Origin of the sequence: Virgibacillus litoralis (assembly GCF_017873675.1) — a bacterium.
GTDB lineage: Bacteria > Bacillota > Bacilli > Bacillales > Amphibacillaceae > Lentibacillus > Lentibacillus litoralis.
On record NZ_JAGGKK010000015.1, the window covers coordinates 42172 to 67736 of the forward strand.

Here is a 25565-nt window from a genome sequence, read left to right on the forward strand (position 1 = left end):
CATTTAATGTAAAATAAAGTTAACATTTAATAGAGAAGGGGTAGCAGTCAATGAATTTTACAAATAATCAAGTTCAATTTATCCGGGAACAGACAGTACATGTGGAAAGAACAAAAGCGATACCAGATACATTGTTAGATTTTATCTATGAGAAAAGATTATTTAAATTATTAGTTTCTGAATCACTGGGAGGGCGGTTGCTGGAGTTGCCAAATGCGCTTCGTATATTTCAAGATGCTTCCTATGCAGAAGGGAATTTTGGCTGGCTTGTTACCATTGGCTCTGGAGGAGGAATGTTTTCCCCGAATTTTGAGGTGAACCAGGCAAAAAACTATTTCACTCCCAACAACGCGGTCATTGCAGGGAGCGGATTCCCGGCTGGAAAGGCTGAAAAGGCAGATGAAGGTTATATCGTGAACGGAGAATGGAAGTATAGCAGTGGTTCAGAATTTGCTACGTTATTTACGGCTAACTGTGTTGTTGAAGATGGTGAAGCCACGAAAGTCGTTTCGTTTATATTAAATACAGACCAAGTTCATGTAAAAGAAGATTGGGATGCTTTCGGACTTAAAGGGACAAGCAGTCATACGATACAAGTTGTTGACCAGTTCGTTCCTGCTAAACGGACATTTTCCATATTTGAGATACAAAACGACTTTGCAGGATCTGTGCATCAGTTTCCGTTTGTACCGTTTTCAGAGGCATCATTTGCATCCATTGTATTTGGCATAGGCAGACATTATCTAGAAGAAGCGGAGCAGATTGCCATTAAAAATAAAGATAATTGGCAGCAAGGTGAATTTGATCGCTATCGCTTTGTTACAGATAAATTAAAAATAGAACAACAAAGGTGGGAAGCAGCCGAGACGTATTTTTACGAATTGGTTGAAAAAACATGGCATGCCCATAAAAATGGTCAAGATGTTGATGATGAAACTTGGGAAGAATTTTCGCTTGCTTGCAAACAAGGAGCAACTACTGTTATAACTTGTGCACAAAATCTTTTTCGTTATATGGGAATGGAATGTGTTATGGAGCATTCAGAGTTGAACCGGATTTGGCGAGATTTGCAAACTGCTGCACAGCATGCTTTTTTGATTCCTTATAAGGAAAATGAAGCTAGCTTCAAGAAAGTGTGATCCGGGTATAGATATTTATAAATTAAAAGATAGGGAGTGAAATTGTTGAGTAAAAGCAAGAAGAATGTGACTTGGGCAGAAGCCAAGAAACGCTGTCGACTGAACCAAACTGACATTAAAATGGCCAAGGAGCTTGGAATGAAGCCGAATAGCTTGCTGAAAAATATCCCTTCGCCTAATCAAAAATGGAAAGCGCCTGTAAAGGTATGGTTCGTGAGTTATATGAGAAAAAATTTGGCAGAATACTTACGACTGATAAAAAAGATAAATCACCCCAAGAAGAATATGAATTTTCGGATGAGGAGTTGCCTTTCTAATGACATCAACTATAAAACAGTTGTCAGAATCAGAAATTAGAGCGATTTTGCGAGCAGCGGATGAAATCATTGCACAAGGCGGACGAACGCTTCTTGCTAAAATTTTAAAGGGTTCACGCGAGAAAAAAATACTGCAATTACGGTTGGATAGTTGTCCGACTTATGGGTGGTTTCATTCTGATAAATTGGATGAAATCAAACTTAAAATTGATTGGATGATAGATTATGACTTTCTGGACATTCAATACAGCGGGAAGTTACCGATGATTATTTTTACGGAACGAGGCTGGGAAATCGAGCGTGATCAGTTTGTAGATGAAATTTTAGAGGAATGGAACCAGTGGCTGGCAGATGAAACAGAAAGTCCTGATATGAGTTATTTAAAAGATCGAAACCGTAAAATGATATTTTTACTCCTTGATAGGGTTAAGGAAACAGGAAACAGAAAGTACATTCCTTATTTAAAAGAATGGGCAAAAGTTGATTACAAAAAGGTGAAAGCTGAGATCCAATCAACAATTAAGTCTTTGGAATCGAATGAGCCCATTGATCAACAATCCGTAAGTGAACGAGAGGAGTCAATTAAAGAAGCGTTGAAGGGATTGGCCCCGCAAGATCTTCTTTTAAAATGCTGGGAATGCGGTGATCGTTTTACGTTTACAATAGGTGAGCAGCAATTTTATAAACAAAAAGGTTTTGTTCATCCTAAGAGGTGTGAATCGTGTCGCGGGAAAAAATATTTAGATTATATGTAAACCGGAAATCTTCTGAAATGTATCAAAACCATTTTGTGTTATACAACCATTGAATATTTTCCCAAATTAAGAAACCAGCTATTGCGTAAAATAACAGGAAACGGAATGGAGGTTTTTTCATGAAGGAAAGTAATCAACGTAATGGCAAATATACGGTTGCGGGAACAGATATTGATGCGGTTAAAGAGCAGAGTCGGCGTTCAGGCTTATCATATAATGAAGCAAAAGAATGGATTGCAAAGACATCAGGTGGCCGTGGTACCAATATTTATAGTAATACTAATGCAGAAGATGTTAAACGGAAGAACGAGCAATCCAATGGTAACCAGCAGTAAGAGATACTGCTATTAAGAGGCTGGACAAAAGTATTTTAATTTCCACTTCAGAGATAATTTTGGTGAACGTCATAGCTGCACATATGCAGTAAGAAAGTAGTTATACTTTCTTACTGCAAAATAAATCCGAGCTAATTCGAATTCTTTTTCAAGAATTTGGAATCTTAGTTTGGATTATTTTAATTAAAACACTTTTGTCCCAGTGCCATTATTTATGTAAAGGAATTTAAAGAGACAGGTAAAATAGTGAGTGTAAATTAAACAGGTATGGGGTTCATCTATACATATAATAATATTTGTCTGACCAATTTTACGAACTAATGTTATATTGCGTTAATTCAAATCGCTTGGATTTACTGCCTTATTTTTGAATTATGAAATTGATTCATCTAAATAAATGTTGACATATTTAGAAAATTCATTATACACTGTATTCAACAAAGGTGAATATAAGGAAACAATGATAAATATAATTTTGTAAGCGCATTCTTTTTCCTTAACAAAATCTTAGGAGGCTTCATAATGTCATCATATATTTCGGGATTTTATAAGTTGTCGCCGGAACAAAGACTGGATAAAGTAACAGCACATCTTGAACTTTCAGATGATGAAAAAAAGATTATAAAAGGGGAACAGGGTTTTACGACTGAACATGCAGATCGAATGATAGAAAATGTGATTGGCTATTTACCTATTCCATTAGGAGTTGCTGCTAATTTTAAAGTGGATGGGGAGGACGTTTTTGTGCCAATGGCCACCGAAGAGCCTTCTGTGGTGGCGGCCGCTAGTCATGCTGCAAAGTTAGCGTACAACACTGGAGGCTTTACGACTTCCTATTCTGGATCCATTATGCGGGGACAGGTACAAATAACGAACTTGAAAGATCCTTATGGTGCATTAGCACGAATCTATGAAAATAAGGATGCCATTTTACAACTATGTAATGAACAGGATCAAACGCTTGTGGCTTTTGGCGGTGGAGCGAAAGATTTGGATGTACACATAATTCAAGGTGAAGACGAAAAAATGGTTGTTGTCCATTTACTGGTTGATACAAAAGATGCCATGGGTGCTAATGCTGTTAATACAATGGCTGAAGCTGCTTCACCGTTAATTGAGAATATTACTGGTGGTCAGGTGGTCTTACGCATTTTGTCCAACCTTGCTGATCAGCGGATTGTGCGGGCACGAGCTGTATTTGAAGATCCATTTGGGGGAGATCAAGAGGCAATAAGTAAATTTATGAAGGCACATCAGTTAGCCGTTGCTGATCCATATCGTGCTGCGACACATAATAAAGGCATCATGAATGGTATTTCTGCTGTTGTTCTTGCCACAGGAAATGATACAAGGGCTGTTGAGGCGGGTGCTCATGCATACGCTTCGATTACAGGAAGATATCGTTCGTTAACACAATGGGAGATTGGTGAAGATAACTCGATTATCGGAACGATTGAGCTGCCATTAGCTGCCGGATTAATAGGTGGCGCAACGCAATCGCATCCTGTAGCTAAGCTTGCAACAAAAATTTTGCAGGTAAAAACAGCTGAACAACTTGCAGGAACTATTGCAGCAACAGGATTGGCACAGAATTTTGCTGGATTAAAAGCCTTGGCAAGCGAAGGTATTCAAAAGGGGCATATGAAGCTGCATGCCAGAAACATGGCATCGATGGCCGGGGCGGGAGGTGATCAAATAGATCAAGTTGTTAGACTTGCAGCAGAGCAGGAAAAATTCAGCTTTGATGATATTAAACAAATTGTGCAGGCACTTCAGAAGTAGTTTTTTTCAGCAGTTAAGAAAGTATAAATCCTTTCTTACTGCATAAGAGCAACTAAGGCTTATCTATATTAAAGCTTTACGATAAGCCAAGTTTTCTAAAGAGAACAAGGAGGGGTAAACATGCAATGGCCAAAATATGTTCAATTGAAAGAAGTCGGACCTCGTGATGGTTTGCAGAACGAAAAGACTTGGGTTCCGACTGCAGATAAGGTGGCTTGGATCAATAAGCTCTCCGATTCGGGGGTAAAAGAGATCGAGTATTCATCATTTGTTCACCCAAAGTGGATTCCGGCCTTGTCAGATGCTCGTGAAGTCGGAAGGAAAATTAAACGTAATCCGAATGTCTTTTATTCGGCACTCGTTCCAAATGTAAAGGGACTGCAGCATGCCCTTGAGACTGGAATTGATGGTGCATCGATATTTATGTCGGCAAGTGAAACACATAACCGAAAGAATATTAACAAATCGATTGCTGATACATATCCGGTGCTGGGAGAAGTGCTTCATGAGGCAAAACAGGCAAACAAGCGTGTTACAGGCTATGTTTCAACTGTATTTGATTGTCCTTTTGAGGGAAAAGTCACACCTGAACAGGTTGTCCGTGTTTGCGAAAGATTATTTGAAAATGGAGCAGACGAAATTTCTTTGGGTGACACGATTGGTTCAGCAGTTCCATCTCAAGTAGAACAGCTGCTCGAAGCCGTTCTTTCCCATTTTCCGGAAGATAAGATTATCATGCATTTTCATAATACAAGGGGGATGGCCATTGCCAACATTATGACATCGCTTCAGTATGGTGTTTCCCGATTTGACTGCTCTGTTGGAGGATTAGGTGGGTGCCCATATGCACCAGGGGCAGCTGGTAATGTAGCAACCAATGATGTGCTGTATCTGTTACATGGTTTAGGGATTGATACAGGAATTCAAGAAAACAAGATACAGGAGGCAGCACTATTTATCCAGAACAAACTGCAAAAAGAACTGCCGAGTAAGTCGCTTGCTTATGCTGTAAGTGGAAAGGGAAGTTAATTGAAACAAATTCATAAACAAGGCGGTGAAATTATGAACGAAGAAGAGAAGAATTATGTAGATGTGTGGGGAGATAATGTGAAGATTAAAGATCTTGGTATCTCTATGGCACTTTGTATTGCTTTTGCTCTTGGTGGATATATAATTGCTCCAGGCGAGGCACCTCAACCTTTGATTACTGGTCTTGTCGGCGGTGTTATCGGCTTTATAGTAAGCAGTATTATTATTAAACCAAAACGGACTATTTCCAAAATGAGAGAGGATGATTAAACGTTGGATATGATGATTATTTTACAAATGATACTTGCTAGTATAGGGGGTGCTGCTTTATATACGCTCATTGGAATCGCACCTGGAACCGACGAGACAGCTGTTTTAGCACCTGTGACGATTGCACTTGTGCTTGTAGGGGTTTCACCTTATGTAATTCTATCATTTTTCATTGCCGCCATAGTGGCAAAAAAATTAACAGATTCAATTCCTGTTGCAGTAGCAGGTATACCTGGTGGTGTTATGTCAGCACCAATGGTCGAGCATGCGATGGTATTGAAAACGCATGGGCTGCCAGATCAAAGTATTAAAAAAATGTCTTCAGGGTCTGTGATAGGAACACTGGTTTCCATACCTGCAAGTTTCTTAATTGCAAATTTAATTTTGCCCTACGCTGATAAAATCAGTGAGTATGCAGGTTTAATCTTCTTTTTAGGTGCAATATTTCTCGCATTAATGACCAAAAATAAAATTTTATCTTTAGCAATTATAATTCCTTTTGCCCTGCTCATACAGGGGCTGCGTCACTTATACTGGGGGCTTGAAATTGTACCCTCAGATGTTACTGTCTTTGTTTCTTTCTTTTTAGGAATTACGATTGGTCCAATTGTATTTAAATTATTTGAGCTATTAAATAATGATTATCGTAAAAATTTGCCTGGACTAGGGAATAAAGAAATCAGTCTTAAAAGTGCCAGGAAAGAGAAAGGATTTCCTAACCCCTTTAAAATCCTAACCAAAAAGGAAACAGCATCTTCTGCATTCGGTAGTTTTATAGGGGCAATTACTTTTTTTCTTTCACCGGTTGGTATGACAGTATTTTTAGGGGAGTTTTTAACCAGACATATTAAAGATCCTGTTCAGCGGGCTTCAAGAGCAATATCTACAATGGATGGTTTAACAAATGCCGCTTATATTTCAGGAACATTAGTCCCATTGATTGCTATTGGGCTACCTTTGTCCCCAATGGCTATCGGCCCTGCAGCTGGATTATTCAATGCTCCTCCAGTTTTTACACCTGAACACAATATTCATCATTTGCTTTCCATGGGTGAAATTATGACAGCAACAATAATAGGCGCTATAATTGCTATACTTATTACTTTTTATGTAACTATTAAATATGCGAGCCAGATTTGTGCTTTTGTATTCAAGTATATTCCACATGAAGCACTAATCGGACTTTTTGCAGGTCTAGTCGTTATGTTAGCGTTTATGGATGCTGGCTGGATCAATATCTTTGGCACAATGCTAATAGCACTTGTTTCAGGCTTGCTTCATAGGAATGGTGTGAACTATGGTGTGCTGTTTATGATTCTATATGCTGCCCCATGGCTTTTAGGTGTATTGAGTTAAATCGATTACAGAACAAAAGGAGAGGTTTCTCATAAATCTTGATAGTTTAGGCCAAAAAATAAATCAAATTCGTTTGCGGAAAAAGAAAACGCAACAACAAATAGCTGATGAATGCGGTATTTCAAAAAGCTTATTGTCAAAAATTGAAAATGGACAAACCTCTTCTGCGATTGCTACGTTATCGAAAATTAGCGAAGCATTGGAGGTACCCCTATCATGGGTGTTAGACGATCAGGCAGAACAGAATCTCGTGTTGCTTCCAAAGACAAATAGGGAGTCTAATGTGACAGACGAGAATATGGGCTACTCATATGAATTACTTGCAAACAGATCCTCATATTCTGGTATTGAACCAACAATTGTTAACGTTACACCAAAGGATTCAAATTTACGTCAGGAATCGTACACTCACTCACAAGATGAATTTATTTATATTTTAAAGGGTTCCATTTACCTTTATTATGATGGTAATAAACACTATATGGAAGTAGAGGATAGTGCATATTTTAATGGGGATAAACCGCACTTATTTATCCCGGTAGATAACGAAGGGGCCAAAGTGCTGTCGGTTTTTATAGATAATCAATTATAAAATCGATAAGCCAGGTTTTCTAAATAATATTTAGAAGGTGGGATGAAATGGGAACAGATCAAAGCTCAGTATTATCTGCACAATCCATTCTAAACATGGACGCTTCCTCTATTGCCAGGGCCATTAAAGATGGAGAAATAACCAGTAATGAAGCGGTAAACATCTATATCGAACATCTAAAGAAAGTGAATCCTGCTATTAATGCTGTTGTGGAGGAACACTACACAGAAGCCTTAAGGGAGGCTCAAGAAAAAGATAACCAGAATGCAAACGTCACTAAAGGACCACTATTTGGAGTTCCGATTAGTGTGAAGGAAGCATTTAATGTTGAGAACATGAAAACAACAGGTGGGCTGCTAAATAGAAAGCACTTGATAGCGAGAGAAGATGCAGATGTTGTCGCAAAGCTAAAAGAGGCTGGTGCGATTATTCTAGGTAAAACAAATACACCTGCATTATGTTTTTGTCAGGAAACGGATAATAAATTGTATGGCAGAACGAACAACCCATGGGATGTTACAAGAACAGCAGGTGGCTCAAGTGGCGGGGAAGGTGCTTTGCTTGGCGCAGGTGGTGCAGCAGCTGGAGTTGGTTCCGATATTGGTGGCTCCATTCGCTTCCCAAGTCACTTTAAGGGAGTGGTTGGCTTTAAACCTGGGAAATTTCAAGTATCATCTATCGGCCATTTTCCCGCTGACACTATTCCTTTGCAAAAAAGGATGTCAGGAATGGGGCCGATGGGAAAATCAGTGCGTGATATGGAATTAATATACGATATTATTGCAAATAACTCCGCTACCGAGCAGTCACTTGATGATTTCGAAATTGGTATTTTATCGGATGGTTTAAATATTCCTTTATCACAAAATACAAAGGATGTGGTGGGTGGAATTGAAAGCTACCTACAAAAATCAGTTTCTGTAAATAGGTCCACACCGCCTTACTTTGAAAATAGTGCGCAGCTATGGCAGGAAATTATGTCACTTGATGGTGGAAAAAGTATGGAAAAACTAGCCTTCAATACGGACCGTTCAAATGTATTGGCCGCATATGCTAAAGAAAAAATAACCAGGAAGACTAAAATTCACCCGTATTTGTCATGGGCATTAATTGGTGCCAAACTATTCAAACCATCATCAGGCAGAATAAAGCAAATAGAAGGTATTATTGAGCAGGGGGATAGGGAGATAGCTGCATATTTGAACAATCGATTATTAATTTTACCGGTTTATCATACTGCTGCACCTGAACATGGAAAGTTGTTTCAGGAGATTTTCTCCATACGCAAAACTTTTCTGCAATATATGCCTTATATTGCATACGCTAATGTTTGGGGACTGCCGTCATTAACCATTCCAGCTGGCACTGATGAGAATAACATGCCGATCGGTATACAGGTTGTAAGTATGAATGGTAATGAGGATGCAATATTCAAGTTAGGAAAGATAGTGGAGCGGAAGTTTGGTGGATATAACCGTTGTAGTAGATTGGATTAGTCTCATAATAATAGTTTTCGAATCTGCTTCTAGATATACAAATCTGACATATAATAATAAATGTGCATTTAGCGTAAGTTTAACAAACAGGGAGGTAGTATAATGCCATGTGGGAAGCACCAGGTGGATCTTGATATTCCGATTGAATACATCTGGGATTTTGTTAGTGATATGAATAAGTGGGCCCCGTTAGTTCCTGGCTATGTAACGCATGAAATTCTTAACACTAAGCAATCGACTTGGACATTTAAAGGTGACGTCGGTATTATACAAAAAACAGTTTGTTTACAGGTGGACATTACGGAATGGAAAGAGCCAACTATGGTTTCTTTCCAGTTAACTGGAGTGAATGAGAATTTTGATGGAAATGGTTTTTTTGAAGCTGAGGAGATAAACGAATATGTGACAAGAATGACCGGATCCCTAGATATAACTGCAAAAGGATTTACCGGACCGATGATTAACTCAGTGCTAAAGTCATTCGTACCAAAAACCACAAAAGAGCTCACCACAGCAGTCGCGAATGAATTGGTTCCTGTCACTTCCAGGTCTTTGTAATAGTATTTCGATTACTATATTGCTTGATTTTGGACACTGTTCTCTAAACGGAGAGCGGTGTTTTGTTATGGAATTATAAAAGTCCTGGAAAGGTATGAAAATGGTGAATTTAGTAGAGGAAGTGTTGTTGTTAGAGGGGACGGAAACAGATATTGCATTCGACATATTATGACAAAAAACGGGAAGTGACAGGCACTCCACTGACCATTCTAAATTATCTGAAAAGTGACTTGACATTTAAAAAATGAATCAATAGAATATAATTAACAAGTAACATTTACATAGAGGAAGTGACTGTCTTTTGTCTTTACGTGAGAAGAAAACAGCGAAGAAAAAAGAAGAGATTTTGCAATCTGCTGTGAGCATTTTATCCGAGAAGGGTTACCATGGGACAACTATGGAGGAGATTGCAGCTAAGCTATTAATGACTAAAGGATCTGTTTATTATTATTTTAATGATAAACAGAATCTGCTATTTGAAAGTCAGATCATGATATTAAATCGAAGTATCCAAAATATGGAATCTATTAACAGTCAAAATGTAAGCGTTATCAAAAAACTAAGGAAGGCCATAATTGCCCATATTGAGTATGCAATCAGGGAAAGGTCCGGATTTGTGATGATGTTTAATCCGGAGCAAATTTTTTCACCTTCACAGTTGGAGCAGATTTTTCAATTAAGAGATGAATACGGAAAAGGCTTTGATCAGTTGATAGAAGAAGGAATTGAAGCTGATGTTTTTAGATCAATGGATGTAAAAATAGTCAGGAACATTATTTTAGGCGCAATAAACTGGGTCACACAGTGGTATTCCGACGACGGGAAAAAAGATGAGACAGAAATGGCTGAATTGATTGCAGATTATGTGATGCAAATTTTAATAAAAGATTTTTAGAGGAGGTACTAATAATGGAAGTTAAAAATAGTGTTGCAGTAGTTACCGGTGGAGCCTCAGGTTTAGGAGAAGCCACCGTCCGGAATATAGTTTCACAAGGCGGTAAAGCTGTAATCCTGGATTTACAGACAAAAAAAGGCAATGACCTTGCAGCGGAATTAGGAGAAATGGCGGTGTTCGCTAAAACAGATGTAACGGATGAATCTAGTGTGGTGTCTGCTTTAAACAACGCTATCGAAACATTTGGACAGGTCAATATTCTCGTTAATTGCGCTGGGATTGGTGAAGCCAAAAGAACGTTAAACAAGAATAACGAAGCCCATGATCTAGATTCTTTTTCAAAAGTGATTGGCATCAATTTAATCGGCACATTTAATATGATCCGGTTAGCCTCAGAAAAGATGGCAGCCAATGAACCTGGTCATACCGGAGAAAGAGGCGTAATTATTAATACGGCTTCTGTTGCTGCATATGAAGGTCAAATGGGACAGGCGGCATATAGTGCATCAAAAGGCGGAATCGTGGGGATGACGCTGCCAATTGCAAGGGATCTTTCCAAGCTTGGAATCAGGGTAATGTCAGTTGCCCCCGGATTATTTGAAACGCCATTATTTGCCGGACTTCCGGATAAGGCGCGTGAAGCTTTGGAAAAAATGACACCGTTTCCATCGAGATTGGGCCGGCCTGATGAGTATGCGCAATTGGTTCAGAGTATTATTACAAACCCGATGTTAAATGGTGAGACGATTCGCTTGGATGGTGCTATCAGGATGCAGCCACGGTAATTATTTCATATAAAAAAAGAGGTGCAATTCATGAGCAGAAGTTATTTAAAAGAAGAACATGAAATTTTTCGCAGCTCCTTACGAAAATTTCTGGAGAAGGAAGCAGTACCGTTTATTGAACAATGGGAAAAAGAGAAACAAGTGCCTAGGTCGTTCTGGAAAAAAGCTGGAGAACAGGGATATCTTTGTCCCCAGGTTGATGAGGCGTATGGGGGATTAAATGCAGACTTTGGTTATGCGGTTGTTATTTCTGAAGAGTTTGATCGGGTTAGTGTCGGTATGGTTGGCTTTGGACTTCACAATGATATCGTGATTCCTTATATCGAAGCATTTGGTACAGAAAAGCAGAAACAGCGCTGGCTGCCTGGTGCAATTAGTGGGGATTTAGTTTCTGCTATAGCCATGACAGAACCAGGAGCAGGGTCAGATCTTGCGGCAATTCAGACGACAGCCATAAAAGATGGTGAGGACTACATTATCAATGGTGAAAAAACGTTTATCTCAAATGGACATTCTGCTGATATAGCAGTGGTGGTTTGTAAAACAGATCCAAAAGCAAATCCGCCGCATAAGGGGATAAGTCTGTTTGTAGTAGAGAATGGCACACCAGGATTTTCGAAGGGGAAGAAACTTCAAAAAATTGGACAGCATGCAAATGATACAAGTGAGTTAATTTTTGAGGATGTTCGTGTTCCAGGTGATAATCTGCTTGGGGAGGAAGGAAAAGGATTCTATTATTTAATGGAGAAGCTTCAACAGGAACGATTAATGGTTTCCATTCAGAGTATGGCTTCTGCAGAAACGATGCTCAATCAAACAATTAGCTATGTAAAACAGCGGAAAGCATTCGGGAAAAGTATCAGCCAGTTTCAAAACACGCAATTTAAACTTGCTGAAATACAAACAGAGATTGAAATAGGCAAAACGTTTGTAGATAGATTGATAGATGACCATGTGGGAGGAAAGGATATTGTAACAGAAGTATCGATGGCAAAATGGTGGACAACGGATTTGTCAAAAAAAGTTGCAGCAGAATGCCTTCAACTACATGGTGGCTACGGATATATGGAAGAGTATGAGATTGCCAGAAGATATCGGGATGTTGCGGTGTCGTCTATTTATGCCGGAACCAATGAGATTATGAAAATGATTATTGCGAAAAAGATGGATTTATAGAAACCCTTCTGATTAAAGAGGTGAAGCATTTTTAAATTTAGGGAAATATCGATTGGTGATGTATATTCAACCAATCCTGTAACCGTTACGAAAGAAAGCATTCTGGAATTTGGACAGAAATATGATCCGCAATATTTTCATATAGATGAAGTAGCGGCTAAAAGAAGTCCTTATGGGTCACTGATTGCCTCAGGTTTTCAAACGCTAGCAGTAGTCTGGGCTGAATGGATAAAAATGGACATTCTTGGGCGTGATTGTATAGGCGGTGCTGGTGCGGATATGCAGTTTAAGGCACCGGTGATCCCAAATGATCAACTCAAGGGCCAATTTAAGGTTGCGAATAAACGAATGCTTTCTGATGAAAAAAGAGGGATATTAACGATTGAAGTCGTAATTCATAACCAAAAAGAAGAGGAAGTATTTTCTGCTCAAACAAATGTATTTATGTTAGTTTAGGATAAATGTAAGGGTTTTCATTGTATTTGAAGAGAGGAGGGGTTCATATTGCCATTGAAGTCTACACGCGTACTTGATTTAACCCGGTTACTGCCTGGTCCGTACTGCACGATGTTATTAGCAGATTTTGGTGCGGAAGTTATAAAAGTAGAAGATCCGGATAGTGGTGATTATGCAAGGGCATTTCATCCAAAGATTGCTGGTAACAGTGCGATGTTCCATTCACTGAATCGGAATAAGAAGAGTGTCTGTCTAAATTTAAAATTACCAGAAGATAAACATGTATTTCTGCAAATGGTAAAAAATGCAGATGTTGTTGTTGAATCATTTCGCCCGGGGGTGATGGAACGACTTGGTTTGGGCTATGAACAATTAAAAGCAGTCAATCCCGGACTTGTATATTGTGCTATTACAGGATATGGCCAGACAGGTCCATACGCAAACCGTCCTGGTCACGACCTGAATTATCTCAGCTATGCCGGTTTACTGGATTTGATGGGCGAAAAAGATGGAAATCCAATTATTCCTGCAACAACAATTGCCGATATTGGCGGTGGCGCTTACCCAGCTGTTACAGGTATTTTAATGGCTCTTTTGAATAAAGAAAAAACAGGTAAGGGCCAATTTATTGATATTTCCATGCTGGATAATGTGATTTCCTGGATGCAGACGTTACTGCCTGATTATTTGGCGACAAACAACAAACCAAATAGAGGGGAGCAGATGCTGGATGGCGGGAAAGCTTGCTATGCAGTTTATGAAACAATCGATGGACGTAATATTTCAGTAGGAGCACTGGAACCGAAATTTTGGACTGCGTTTTGCAAAGCAATTGGCAAGAGCGAATTTATTCCCCTGCAAGATGACTCCTTAGATAAGCAGCTTCAGTTAAAACAAGAGATACAACGCATTATTTTAACAAAAACACTATCAGAATGGATGGAAGTATTTTCAGATATTGACGCATGTGTATCACCAGTTCTAACTTTTCAGGAAATGATTAAACATCCGCAAATTATTTCACGTGGAATGATTCAACAGATAAATGATTCCGCATTTGGTCAGATGAGGCAGATTGGTGTTCCGATTAAATTATCTGAAACACCTGGTGTTATTCGTTGCTCTGCACCAAAAATCGGGGAACATACGGATGAAGTTATGAAGGAAATGGGGGTGCTGCGATAAGATGAAAGATAGCATCAGCTGAAGTGGTCGGCTTATTGTTAAATACTAAATTCAGGAGGTTTTTGAATGGATATAGGTACTACATTAGTTAGAAATGCTAGAAGAACACCACATAAAACGGCGATACATTATGGAGAAAAGTCTTATTCATACGTTGAATTTAATCGTGAAGTAAACAAACTGGCAAATGGGTTAATTTCCAGAGGTGTTAAAAAAGGCGATAAGATAGCCCTGATGATGAAAAACTCTGACACGTACATGGTAACGTTCTATGCAATTATGAAGGCTGGTGCAGTCGCTGTTCCTGTTAATTTCCGTTTGACAGCCAAAGAAGTAGACTACATTTTAAATGATTCGGATGCTTCTATCGTCTTTTTCGATGGTGAATATGCTGAATTAGTTCATGAAGCTTCAACTGAAAAGGTAGCATTACAGGTCTCTGCAGGCCCTACATCAAACGGTCAAACCAGATTGGAAGAGGTAACGACAATTGACGAATCTGAACCGGGAATAACTGTGGATGAATGGGATGATGCGGAAATCCTGTACACATCAGGTACAACCGGAAATCCAAAAGGGGCTTTATTTGATCATCATCGAATCCTCCATGTCGCTTTCTCCACATCGATTATGATGAAAATTGGCCCAGAAGATAATCTTTTCCATGTTGCACCACTTTTCCACTCTGCTCAGTTAAATCTATTTATGATTACTGCTACGTACCTTGGAAGCACCCAGGTAATCCATCAGAATTTTGATCCTGTTCAAGCATTAAAAGCAATTGACGAACATCAGATTAGTTTATTTTTCGGAATCCCTACCATGTATAACTTTTTTCTACAGGTTCCGGATAAAGAAAAGTATGATTTGTCATCTGTAAAAAGATGTGGTTATGGTGCAGCACCTATGCCTGTCCCACTTTTGGAAAAATCTATGGAAATGTTCGGGCATGATCAATTTTTCAATATGTGTGGTTTAACAGAAGGCGGACCAGGTGGCGTTCTGCTTTGGCCAGAAGATCATAAAACGAAACTTGGTGCCGGCGGTCGGGCGATGCTGAACACGGAAGCAAGAGTCGTAACAGACTCAGGTGAAGATGTTCATCCAGGGCAAGTCGGTGAATTTATTATCCGTAGTGAAATGGTCATGAAAAGCTATTACAACAAACCTGAAGAAACACAAAAAGCCCTGCGCGACGGGTGGCTTTATACAGGAGACTTGGCTACGATTGATGAAGAAGGCTATGTAACGCTGGTAGATCGGAAAAAAGACATGATTATTTCCGGCGGCGAAAATGTGTATTCAACTGAGGTAGAACAAGTACTGTACAAACACCCAAAAATACTGGAAGCAGCTGTTGTCGGATTACCTGATGATACATGGGGCGAGCGGGTTGTTGCAATTGTCGTGCTGAAGCAGGGGGAAACGATTGATTATGTGGAATTAAAGGATTTTTGCAGGAAGCATCTTGCAGGTTATAAAATGCCTACTGACTTTTTTGAAGAGAAAGAATTGCTGCGGAATGCCTCAGGAAAAGTGATGAAATATAAACTGCGTGAATCGTTAAAAGCAGGATCCAGTAAATACTAAAGGGGGAGATTTAGAATGATGAATACGCCTTTAACACTCGTTTCGTTAATAGAGCGTGCAGAAAAGTATTTTCCGAAGAAGGAAATAATCTCACGTACGCAAGGTGGGATTCACCGGCTCAATTATAAAGAAACAGGCAAACGTACAAGGGCTCTCTCAAGTGCCTTAGAAAAATTGGGAGTCCGAAAAGGGGATAAAGTCGGAACTTTTGCATGGAATCACCATCGCCATTTGGAGGCATATTTTGCGATACCATCCATGGGTGCAGTTTTACACACTATTAATATCCGGCTGGCAGAGGAGCACCTTGTATACATTATTAATCATGCAGAGGATAAAGTACTTTTAATTGATATAGACTTACTGCCGTTAATTGAGAAAATAAAAGATAAATTGCCAACTGTTGAAGCCTTTATTGTGATGTCGGATGAAGAAAAACCGCCAGAGAGTAATATAGAACCGCTTCACTCATATGAAGCGCTGGTTTCAGAAGGTGATGAAGCATACCAATTTTCAACGGATATTGAGGAAGAAGACCCTGCAGGGATGTGTTATACGTCAGCTACAACCGGAAAGCCAAAGGGTGTCGTGTATTCACACCGGGGTATTGTTCTGCACAGTATGGCCCTGAGTATGGCCGATACTGCAGCAATCTCTGAATCAGATGTCCTGATGCCGGTCGTCCCAATGTTCCATGCGAATGCCTGGGGAATGCCTTTTGTTGGAACATGGCTTGGTTCAACACAAGTTCTTCCAGGACCGATGATGACACCGAAGATACTTGCCGAACTTATTGAATCTTATAAGGTAACACTAACGGCAGGGGTTCCAACGATTTGGCTAGGGTTGCTGAACGAATTGGAAAAAGGAAACTACAATACAGAAAGTGTACGAGCTGTTCTATGCGGTGGGGCCGCTGCACCTAAAGGGATGATTCGAGCGTTTGAAACAGATCATGGCATTCCATTTATTCATGCATATGGTATGACAGAAACCACGCCGCTTGTAACCCTTGCTCGACTTAAAAGCTATCAGACAGAACTTCCTGAAGAAGACAGACTGGAAATCCGATCAAAACAGGGAATGGTTGTTCCGGGATTGGATGTGAAGGCCATCAATGAAAATGGTGAAATAAAATCAGATGGAAAGGAAATGGGTGAACTGCTTATCCGCGGGTCCTGGATTGCAGATGAATACTATAATGATATACGAAGCCAGGATGTTTATCGCGACGGCTGGCTATATACGGGTGATGTCGTAACGATTGATGAGGAAGGGTCTATTAAAATAGTTGATCGGACCAAAGATCTGATTAAGAGTGGCGGTGAATGGATTTCTTCGGTTGATTTAGAAAATGCGATAATGGCTCATGAATCCGTTTTTGAAGCTGCAGTTGTTTCGATTCCTCATCCTAAATGGCAGGAACGACCATTAGCATGTGTCGTGCTAAAAGAAAATGAACAGCTATCAAAACAGGATATAATTGAATTTTTGGAACCCCAATTTGCAAAATGGTGGTTACCGGATGATATTATGTTCATTGAGGAAATCCCCAAAACATCTGTAGGCAAATTCCTGAAAAGAGCCTTACGTGAACAGGTGAACGAACAGTTGAATGTGTGAGTATTATAAGCGTGGAGCGTTCTAGTAGCGTTCCATTTCTTTTTTTATGAGAAATATTTCAATGCTTGATAAAGCCTACTTGTAATTATCTTAGGTTATAAGTCATACTATACTTGAGGTGTTCATTTATTACAGAGGAGGCATTTTTATGCAACGCTTAATGTGTAAAGGAAAGATACATAGAGCTACAGTCACGGAGGCTGAGCTTGATTATGTTGGCAGTATAACGATTGATTGCAAGTTGATGAAGGAAGCAAATATTAAGCCTTATGAAATGGTACAGATTGCAAACATACGAAATGCTGCAAGATGGAAGACCTATGCCATTCCGGCTCCAGAGGGCTCGAACCGCATATGCCTCAACGGTCCGCCTGCAAACTTATTCTCTCCAGATGATCTGGTTATTATTTTAAGCCAAGGATTCATGACCGATGAGGAAATAGAACATTTAAAGCCTAAAGTAGTGTTTGTTGATGGAAATAACGAGATTACCAGTGTTGAGGAACATGATTTACACTGGCCTGAGGGTGTGGAATTATAAAGTAGAGTTATGAGTATGAGAAAGAGCCTGGACCATCTTCCGGGCTTTTTATATTATGGAGTATAGATACAGTATAATTGAGAAGAATCTTACTATTATGCTGATAGAATCCTCTGTTTCTACATTACACCCTTGAAATATATAAAAAAAATGCTTATAATAAAGGCTGTCTAACTGGGGCATTAGCTCAGTTGGGAGAGCGCTTCGCTGGCAGCGAAGAGGTCATCGGTTCGAGCCCGATATGCTCCATCGTAAACACAATCCATTTCTGAGGGTGGATTGTGTTTTTATTATGCTGTAAGAAAGTATAAATACTTTCTTACAGCATAAGTGCAACTAAGGCTTATCTATAGTAAAGCTTGGCGATAACGGAACTAGGATCCGATAAGTTCCAGGTAAGTAATTATGGCGGATCCTCGTTCCGTTAAAAGATAGAATTGCTGCTCAAAAGTGATTGAAATGAATCCTCGTTCCGTTAATAGTCCAAAAAGAAGTGGAAATGATGGTGAAAAGGGCAAATAACGGAACGAGGATCCGAAACCGATGCCAAAAGTCGTTATTTGAGGCAAATAGCGGAATGAGGATTCACTTAGCAACACCGACTCAGCCCTTAGTCAAATAACCTTCACATGCAAATCCACATTTTTAAAATATTTTTTCTTCCCTCTACTTATTCAACTTTCCGGATTTTAAACGATATAGTAAGTATGAAACTTCTAATAAAAATTAGGGTTGATGAGACAAAAGTTGAATAACCTGCGATAACGGCAAACTTATTGAAAGGTAAGGACGCAGAGCCACGGGTCTAAGGTCTTATGACTATGATCGCCGGGTTACCGAAAAAGGATGAAAAGATTAGTAGTTAAACTAATTAAGTCTATCATTTTTGGTAGGCTATTTTTATTATAGGAAAATGAGGGAAGTCTCAGTTATTCCCTCTCTTCAAGGAGGTACATATCGATGGATAAGACATCAATTATTGGTATTTTTATCGGATTTTTAGCTATTGGGGCAGGTATGACACTTAAAGGTGTTAGCCCCGCAGCGTTAGTTAATCCTGCTGCATTTATTATTATATTTTTTGGAACAGTTGCCTCTGTGTGTATTGCTTTTCCAATGGAAACGATTAAAAAGGTACCGAGACTTTTTATCATACTATTTAAGGATGATAAACAGAATGATATAAAACAGACGGTTGATACGTTTACTGAATGGGCTGAACTTACTAGAAAGGAAGGAATACTAACACTTGAGGCCAAAATAGATCAGCTGGATGATAGCTTTTTATCATCAGGGATCCAGTTAGCTGTTGATGGACAATCAACTGAGTTTATTAGAGAGCTTATGTTAGAAAAAATTGATGCGATGGAAGAGAGACATCAGAAAGGAGTTTCCGTCTTTTCACAGGCTGGTACATATGCTCCAACTCTTGGTGTGTTGGGGGCAGTTGTCGGTTTAATTGCTGCTTTAGGTGATATGAATGACATGGAGGCTTTAGGACATGCTATCTCTTCAGCTTTTATAGCAACTTTGTTTGGTATATTTTCTGGTTATGTTTTGTGGCATCCTTTTGCAAACAAACTTAAAGAGAAGTCAAAAAAAGAGGTACTAATGAAACAAATCATGATTGAAGGTGTATTATCCATCACAAATGGTGAATCTCCACAGCTAATTCGAGATAAACTAAGCTCTTATTTATCACCAAAAGAATTGTCAAAATTAGTCCAGGAGGGATCAAATGCGCAGAAAGAAGAAGAGTGATGAAATTCATATGAGTGAATCCTGGTTACTTCCTTATGCGGATTTATTAACACTGCTTCTGGCCTTATTCATCGTTTTGTTTGCGATGAGTGAGATAGATGCAAAAAAATATGAGGAGCTCTCGCGCGTATTTAATAGTGAGTTTTCAGGTGGGGAAGGGATACTAGAAGAAAGTAATAGTTCAGTAGAGATGCCTCAGGATGTGGAAGAAGACGAAGAGGAGACTGAAAAACCTGAGGATGAGGAAAAATTAAGTAATAGTGAACAAGAGTTAAATAGATTGGAATTGCTGCAGAAGCGAATTAACGAATATATAACTGAAAACAATCTTGCCGAAAAGTTAGGGACAAAGTTAACTGGAGAAGGATTATTAATCACTATCATCAATGATGTAACTTTTGATTCAGGAAGCGCTGTGGTGAGGGGAGAAGGCAGGGGAATTGCAAGTGCTATATCGACTTTTTTGTACACGGATCCGCCACATCAAATAATAGTCAGTGGTCATACGGATGACAGACCAATTCGTACTAGTGAGTTTTCATCGAATTGGGATCTAAGTGTCATGCGAGCAGTTAACTTTATGCGTCTGATTTTAGAGAATGAAAAACTTGACCCCAAAACATTCAGTGCAAAAGGATTTGGTGAACATAAACCAATGGTACCGAACACAAATGACCAAAATCGGGCAAAAAACAGACGAGTAGAAGTACTGATATTGCCTAATTATGATATTAAAGAAGAATTGTAGTGTGGTGGTGCCTGTCACTTCCCGGTTTTTGTCAAATCTTGTCGTCAAATAAACTATAAGCCGAAATCCCACCTAATTGGATTTCGGCTTTTATAGATTTATTTCTTCTTAAACTTACTCCCTTTACTTTTGGCACGTAACTTGGCCATTAAATCTGATGATTTTTCAGATTCCTTTTGGGTGATTGCTTCATCAATCGAAACAATCTGGTACTCATCATCCACTTTTTCCATGTTGAAATACGTATTTTCACTGCTGCCTTCAGGTAATTCATCAACCGTAATTACTACTTCTTCCTTGGTTTCCTCCATGAGGATGACAGCTTTGTTATTGTCTTCAATTCGATCTAGTATTCCTTTCATGTCTTATCCTCCTGTACATGCTAAGCCTTGGCTTTTGATATCGGAGATCCGTGATGGACCGATTCCACTAACATCTGTTAAATCACTGACAGATTGATATGGTCTCAATTTAATTAAGTCCTCTGAACGTGCCGGCCCGATATGGATAATTTCCTGTAATTTTTCAGACGATGCTTTGTTGATGTTGATACAGTCACCAGTTGATGCCTTATTTTCCGTTGACTCATTTTTATCATTACTGGATGAGTTATCTGAGGAACTACTGCTACTTGGGCTGATCGTGCCGTCATCTTTTGTCTGGATGGAATAGTCGTTTCCGTCCGTTGTTACAACAATCGTTCCATGAACATCAGTACCAAATAATTTGATCCCAGCGTTTTGGATAAGTGAAACAACTTCGGCATGCGGGTGTCCATATTGGTTGTCTGCGCCTGCACTGTAAATGGCTACTTCCGGACTTACCGCATCAATAAAGGCTGGATTACTGGATGTATTGGATCCATGATGGCCTAATTGCACAATGTCAGCATTTACATTATTTCCGCTGTTTAACATTTCCATTTCGCTATCACGACCAGCATCGCCAGTGAATAAAAAGCTCACGTCGCCATATGTGAATTTTGCGGAAATGGATTCTTCGTTTGTGTTGCCAGAAATGCTGCCTGGATGGAGGACGGTTATGTCCATCGTACCAATTTCAAACGTGTCTCCGGTTCTTGGTTCATCATATCCGGCATCACTTGCCAGAACAGCCTTCATGCCTTGTTGAAATGTTTGTGATGAGCTTTCATTTCCAGACATCCAAACTTCGCCAACATCAAATGTGTTCATGACTTCTGCCAGTTGCCCGGAGTGATCAGCATCAGCATGACTGACAATGAGTACATCGATAGCAGAAACACCTTGTGCAGACAGGTAGTTAGCAACTTCATTACCTTGCCAATCTCCTGTATCAAATAAAATAGTGTATTGCTCACCATTACTCTTATATTGAAAAAGGGTAGCATCAGCTTGTTCAACATCGATGTAGTGAACCTTCAAATCGGATAATGAATTGCTCTTTTTATCAGGTTCTTCATCTGATTTTGAGTTGGTAGTATTAGTTTCACTTTGGTTTGAATCTTTTTCGTTCGGTTTCTCCTTATCCTGTAATGATTCTTTAACTGATTCCGAGTGGTTTGTGACCGTTTGTTGATTAGTTGAACCTTGATCGGGATTTTGCCACATGCTACCAGAACAGCAAAAATCACTATAAATAAATATTTTTTGGGCACCTTAATTTTTTCCTCCAATCGCCCTAACTATTGCTTACTTTTAAGCGTATCAGAGCTATTGGGGAAAATCTATATACAAAATGACCATAATTGAATTTTGAACGGAGTTTTGTATGTGAAAAATTAAATTTTTCTAAGTCAAAAATTTAATTTTATTAAAGATAGCTGCTCCGGTTTTCTAATTTTCGTCATGTGCAAATTACGATCTTTCTTGTCATAATAGAAAAAAGCAAACCAAGGAGCCAACTCATGATTATTGTCTGGAAGCATTATCTGATGGTGCTGTTTTTGCTGTCGTTGTTTAACTCTGACCTGGATTCTATCGTTAATACAGAACTGTTTACAACCGGAGTATTGGATCGAATTGAAGATGGTAATCAGGCCGTTATTTTACTGGAAGAACTGCAGGAAGAGCTTGTTGTACCATTGTATACATTACCACCAGGGAGTACACCGAATATATGGCTCCGGATTAAAATGCGCGGTGTCTGTCACATCCCAAATTTTAACGAATTTTGTTTTGTCACAATAACCAAATTAATTAAGTAGTCCTGTTAAAACCACAATCGAATCTCAAACAAAAAAAGTGGCATCTATGAGGAAAAAATTATTTTCAACTAAGGCTTATCTATATTAATCGAATCTAATGCCACTTTCTTGGCATTAGATTCGATTAATATAGTAGGAGGAAGCACCTAAAAGGCACTTCCTCCTACTAAATTTTATTATAATGCTTCTTCCGTTGTGCCTAACTCTATCTTCTCGTCCTTATCTGGCATTAATAAGCTAAATACGATACCGAAAAATAGAGCTATGAAAAAGGTGGAAAACTTTGATGTGATCATTTCCTCTAGTGGTGTGCTAATCCAAATTAACGTAGATATTAAGCCTGATAGGATAGTAGCAATAACACCAGCACCTGAGTAACGTTTCCAGAAAAATGTCATTAAAATAGCTGGTGATAGTGTACAGCCGACCCCTGCCCAGGCCCAACTGACAACAAGATACAGCAACGATTCAGACACAAGTGCAATTGTCATTCCAACTAATCCGAAAAATACAACAGAGGCACGAGATATCCAGATTAATTGTTTCTCTGTTAAATCAATCCCCATTGCTTTGTGAATAATATCCTCACTGACAGAACTTGTAACCACCATTAGCTGTGAATCAGCAGTGGTAATAATTGCAGCCAAGATTCCTGCAAGCAGGATACCGGCGATCCAAGGTGGCATTAAGTCCAGAATCATTGTTGGCAGGATGATTTCAACATCGGCAAAAGATCCCTGACTGTACATTGCAATTGCGCATATACCGATTAAGAATGCACCGCTGTATGCGAGAACTGTCCAAATGATTGCAACTACACTGCCTTGATTAGCTTCTTTATCGTTTTTAAGTGCCATGAAACGAGCACTAAGCTGTGGCTGTCCCCCTAAAAATCCAAAGAACCAGGAGAAGTTGTTGAAGAATAATACGCCGATAGCAAATCCAGTTAATCCACCAAACCAATTATTGTAGGAATTTCCTGCATCGGCAAGTGATTGACTGATTGATAAGTCGTTTGTGTTAATGTAAATAAGTGCAACAATAGGTAAAATGACTAATGTGATTAACATCATGATACTTTGAATCATGTCTGTCCAAACCACTGATATAAATCCGCCAGCAAATGCAATAATAATTATGATAATAGTAGCTAGAATCACGCCAGCTGTGGGTGACATACCAAATGTTGTGAAAAGCATTTTGCCAGCACCAGCCATTTGTGCACCTACATAAAACATTAGAAATCCCGCAATAAGGATACTTGTCAGCCAGCGAATAATATTGGCTTTTTCACCAAAACGCGCTGCAAGGTAATCTGGGAGTGTGAGGACGTTGTATTTATTGGTCTCTCTCATAAATTTTTTGGCTAAGAATAACCAGGCAAATAAAATACCAATTGCGATACCGGCAGCTACCCAAACACCTGATAACCCTGTCATAAATACAAAACCAGTATACCCTAATAGTAACCATGCTGATTCGCCAGTTGCACGTTCGGAAAAGGCAAGTGCCCATCCAGGTAACTTTTTTCCACCTAGTAAAAAGTCAGAATGTGTCTTACTTTTTTTACTGAAATAGTAACCAATAGCCAATATTACTAAGCAATACAGAATAAATTCGATTAAAATTATATTCATTCGTAAACCCTCCATTTAATTTGTAATCGCTTACATATTTCTTGTGCAATAGCTTTAATTTGGTACCATTTAAATAATCCTCCTTCTATATAATCAATATTAATTACACAATTGCACCTTCAATAAGTAAATCTTTTTCTGCAAAACGTTCAAATCGGAGTTGTGATAAATTAAGTGTTTGATAGTTTCCGGTACGGATTAATTCGGATAAACCTTTACCCACAGCTGGTGCCTGCTGCATCCCATGTCCGCTGAACCCACAGGCTAAATAGTAACCATTTACCTCTGGATGTTCACCGATAATCGCATTTTGGTCCTCTGTATTATGGCTGTACATTCCTGCCCAGCCACTGATGATCTTTGCATATAGAAAATTATCAATCCGATGTCCGAGAATAGGCCATAATTGTTCCAGGAAAAGTTCGCGCGACCATTTAAAATCGATCCCTGGCTTGACTTTTTCCGAGAATCCTACAATCAGACTCTGTCCTTCATGACGGAAATAAACCCCGGTCGGGTCAACTGTTAGAGGAAGTTTATATGTTAAGGGTTCTGCGATGTCAAACTGGATAATCTGTCTTTTTAATGGAATAACAGGAACAGGACAGTTAATTGTTTCACTTAAAGCTGGTGCCCAAGGACCGGCGCAGTTTATAACGATTGGTGCGTGATAGGTATCGCCATTTTCCAATTGTACACCGATGACTTCCTGATCATTTTTTAATATAGTTTCGACTGGTTCATATACATAGGATGCTCCAAGCTGTTTTGCCTTTTTGACATATCCTTGCATAACCGAATAGGGATCGAGATATCCGTCTTCTGCACAATACAACCCTCCTTGTAAGTCATCTGTATTTAATTCAGGGATAATGGTTACTAATTCTTCACGTGATAAAAATTCAGATGGAACACCATGTTCACGCTGTAAGTTCGCTTGTTTTTGTAATTGATCCATGTTTTCATTTTTAGCTAAGAATAAATAGCCTTGTTGCTGAAAGTTTATCTCAGCTTTCTCGCCGTTAATTGCCATGTCTTCAGGAAATGATTTGTATTGTTGTAAACTGTAGCGACTAATTTGAATGTTGATCGCTGTGGTGAATAGCTGCCGAATGCCTCCAGCACTTCTAGGGGTTGAGGAAAATTCATATATAGGGTCTTTCTCAAAAACTGTTATTTTGCCTGTGTAACCATCATTTAGCAGGTTATAAGCAACACTCGAACCGATTACACTCCCACCAATAATGATGATATCTGATGTTTTTTGCATTAAATCACCTCAAATTAATAGTTAGATAATTCTTAACATTTTATTTATAACGTAATATGCTAAGTAAAGTCTATGGGCACTTTA

General features: G+C 39.1%; 25 protein-coding genes, 1 tRNA gene and 1 riboswitch. Of the genes, 22 read left to right on the plus strand and 4 right to left on the minus strand.

All coding sequences use genetic code 11. The features are described 5' to 3' along the window. The first annotated feature begins 50 nt into the window (after positions 1-50). From J2Z82_RS13375 to motB, 21 genes are all read left to right on the plus strand, one after another. Positions 51-1139 (plus strand): acyl-CoA dehydrogenase family protein, encoded by a 1089-nt coding sequence (locus tag J2Z82_RS13375; protein ID WP_209481277.1) that lies wholly within the window; start codon positions 51-53, stop codon positions 1137-1139. 316 nt (positions 1140-1455) lie between these two features. Beyond that, positions 1456-2211, plus strand: coding sequence for an RQC-minor-1 family DNA-binding protein (locus J2Z82_RS13380; RefSeq protein ID WP_209481278.1), 756 nt, complete (start codon positions 1456-1458; stop codon positions 2209-2211). 119 nt (positions 2212-2330) lie between these two features. Next, positions 2331-2546, plus strand: a complete 216-nt coding sequence (locus J2Z82_RS13385; protein ID WP_209481279.1) for a hypothetical protein — start codon at positions 2331-2333, stop codon at positions 2544-2546. A gap of 522 nt (positions 2547-3068) precedes the next feature. Next, complete coding sequence (locus J2Z82_RS13390) at positions 3069-4328, plus strand: hydroxymethylglutaryl-CoA reductase, degradative (RefSeq protein ID WP_209481280.1); 1260 nt, start codon at positions 3069-3071, stop codon at positions 4326-4328. A 120-nt stretch (positions 4329-4448) separates the two neighbouring features. After that, positions 4449-5357: a hydroxymethylglutaryl-CoA lyase gene (locus tag J2Z82_RS13395; RefSeq protein ID WP_209481281.1), complete on the plus strand. Its 909-nt coding sequence runs from the start codon at positions 4449-4451 to the stop codon at positions 5355-5357. Beyond that, positions 5358-5627 (plus strand): hypothetical protein, encoded by a 270-nt coding sequence (locus J2Z82_RS13400; RefSeq protein ID WP_342453642.1) that lies wholly within the window; start codon positions 5358-5360, stop codon positions 5625-5627. A 3-nt stretch (positions 5628-5630) separates the two neighbouring features. Continuing rightward, on the plus strand, positions 5631-6983 hold the full coding sequence (locus J2Z82_RS13405) for a tripartite tricarboxylate transporter permease (RefSeq protein WP_209481282.1): 1353 nt from the start codon (positions 5631-5633) through the stop codon (positions 6981-6983). A 58-nt stretch (positions 6984-7041) separates the two neighbouring features. Next, positions 7042-7575, plus strand: a complete 534-nt coding sequence (locus tag J2Z82_RS19710; protein ID WP_342453645.1) for a helix-turn-helix domain-containing protein — start codon at positions 7042-7044, stop codon at positions 7573-7575. A gap of 47 nt (positions 7576-7622) precedes the next feature. Further along, complete coding sequence (locus tag J2Z82_RS13415; RefSeq protein WP_245251694.1) at positions 7623-9071, plus strand: amidase; 1449 nt, start codon at positions 7623-7625, stop codon at positions 9069-9071. 102 nt (positions 9072-9173) lie between these two features. Then, a complete protein-coding gene (locus J2Z82_RS13420) occupies positions 9174-9629 on the plus strand; it encodes an SRPBCC family protein (RefSeq protein ID WP_209481283.1) in 456 nt (151 codons plus the stop codon). A gap of 301 nt (positions 9630-9930) precedes the next feature. Further along, the gene (locus tag J2Z82_RS13425; RefSeq protein ID WP_209481284.1) at positions 9931-10524 is read left to right on the plus strand and encodes a TetR/AcrR family transcriptional regulator; all 594 of its coding nucleotides are present in this window, start codon (positions 9931-9933) and stop codon (positions 10522-10524) included. A gap of 14 nt (positions 10525-10538) precedes the next feature. Further along, positions 10539-11309 (plus strand): 3-hydroxyacyl-CoA dehydrogenase, encoded by a 771-nt coding sequence (locus J2Z82_RS13430; RefSeq protein WP_209481285.1) that lies wholly within the window; start codon positions 10539-10541, stop codon positions 11307-11309. A gap of 30 nt (positions 11310-11339) precedes the next feature. After that, positions 11340-12485, plus strand: a complete 1146-nt coding sequence (locus J2Z82_RS13435) for an acyl-CoA dehydrogenase family protein (RefSeq protein WP_209481286.1) — start codon at positions 11340-11342, stop codon at positions 12483-12485. A 51-nt stretch (positions 12486-12536) separates the two neighbouring features. Beyond that, entirely contained in the window at positions 12537-12941 is a 405-nt protein-coding gene (locus J2Z82_RS13440) for a MaoC/PaaZ C-terminal domain-containing protein (RefSeq protein WP_342453646.1), read from the plus strand. A gap of 48 nt (positions 12942-12989) precedes the next feature. Further along, complete coding sequence (locus J2Z82_RS13445; RefSeq protein ID WP_209481287.1) at positions 12990-14126, plus strand: CaiB/BaiF CoA transferase family protein; 1137 nt, start codon at positions 12990-12992, stop codon at positions 14124-14126. Between the two features lie 66 nt (positions 14127-14192). Continuing rightward, complete coding sequence (locus J2Z82_RS13450) at positions 14193-15716, plus strand: class I adenylate-forming enzyme family protein (protein ID WP_209481288.1); 1524 nt, start codon at positions 14193-14195, stop codon at positions 15714-15716. Positions 15717-15731: 15 nt separating this feature from the next. After that, positions 15732-17339 (plus strand): long-chain fatty acid--CoA ligase, encoded by a 1608-nt coding sequence (locus J2Z82_RS13455; RefSeq protein WP_209481289.1) that lies wholly within the window; start codon positions 15732-15734, stop codon positions 17337-17339. A gap of 148 nt (positions 17340-17487) precedes the next feature. Beyond that, entirely contained in the window at positions 17488-17880 is a 393-nt protein-coding gene (gene panD / locus J2Z82_RS13460; RefSeq protein ID WP_209481290.1) for an aspartate 1-decarboxylase, read from the plus strand. A 176-nt stretch (positions 17881-18056) separates the two neighbouring features. Then, a tRNA-Ala gene (locus J2Z82_RS13465) sits at positions 18057-18129 on the plus strand. Between the two features lie 507 nt (positions 18130-18636). Further along, a riboswitch (cyclic di-GMP riboswitch) is annotated at positions 18637-18721 on the plus strand. A gap of 119 nt (positions 18722-18840) precedes the next feature. Then, the gene (gene motA, locus J2Z82_RS13470) at positions 18841-19641 is read left to right on the plus strand and encodes a flagellar motor stator protein MotA (RefSeq protein WP_209481291.1); all 801 of its coding nucleotides are present in this window, start codon (positions 18841-18843) and stop codon (positions 19639-19641) included. Further along, positions 19619-20389 carry a flagellar motor protein MotB gene (gene motB, locus J2Z82_RS13475; RefSeq protein WP_209481292.1) on the plus strand — a complete coding sequence of 257 codons (771 nt, stop codon included), beginning with the start codon at positions 19619-19621 and terminating at the stop codon, positions 20387-20389. The genes motA and motB overlap by 23 nt, the downstream gene beginning before the upstream one ends. Positions 20390-20487: 98 nt before the next feature. On the opposite strand, the gene J2Z82_RS13480 is transcribed toward motB, so the two are convergent. After that, the gene (locus J2Z82_RS13480) at positions 20488-20751 is read right to left on the minus strand and encodes a DUF3006 family protein (RefSeq protein ID WP_209481293.1); all 264 of its coding nucleotides are present in this window, start codon (positions 20749-20751) and stop codon (positions 20488-20490) included. 3 nt (positions 20752-20754) lie between these two features. After that, positions 20755-21978, minus strand: a complete 1224-nt coding sequence (locus J2Z82_RS13485; RefSeq protein ID WP_209481294.1) for an MBL fold metallo-hydrolase — start codon at positions 21976-21978, stop codon at positions 20755-20757. Positions 21979-22274: 296 nt separating this feature from the next. Between J2Z82_RS13485 and J2Z82_RS13490 the strand changes: the two genes are divergently transcribed. Next, positions 22275-22574, plus strand: a complete 300-nt coding sequence (locus J2Z82_RS13490; protein WP_209481295.1) for a DUF3006 family protein — start codon at positions 22275-22277, stop codon at positions 22572-22574. Positions 22575-22750: 176 nt separating this feature from the next. Here J2Z82_RS13490 and J2Z82_RS13495 read toward each other — a convergent pair whose 3' ends face one another. Next, entirely contained in the window at positions 22751-24211 is a 1461-nt protein-coding gene (locus J2Z82_RS13495) for a sodium/proline symporter (protein WP_209481296.1), read from the minus strand. A 103-nt stretch (positions 24212-24314) separates the two neighbouring features. Further along, positions 24315-25481, minus strand: a complete 1167-nt coding sequence (locus J2Z82_RS13500; protein WP_209481297.1) for an NAD(P)/FAD-dependent oxidoreductase — start codon at positions 25479-25481, stop codon at positions 24315-24317. Positions 25482-25565 lie beyond the last annotated feature (84 nt).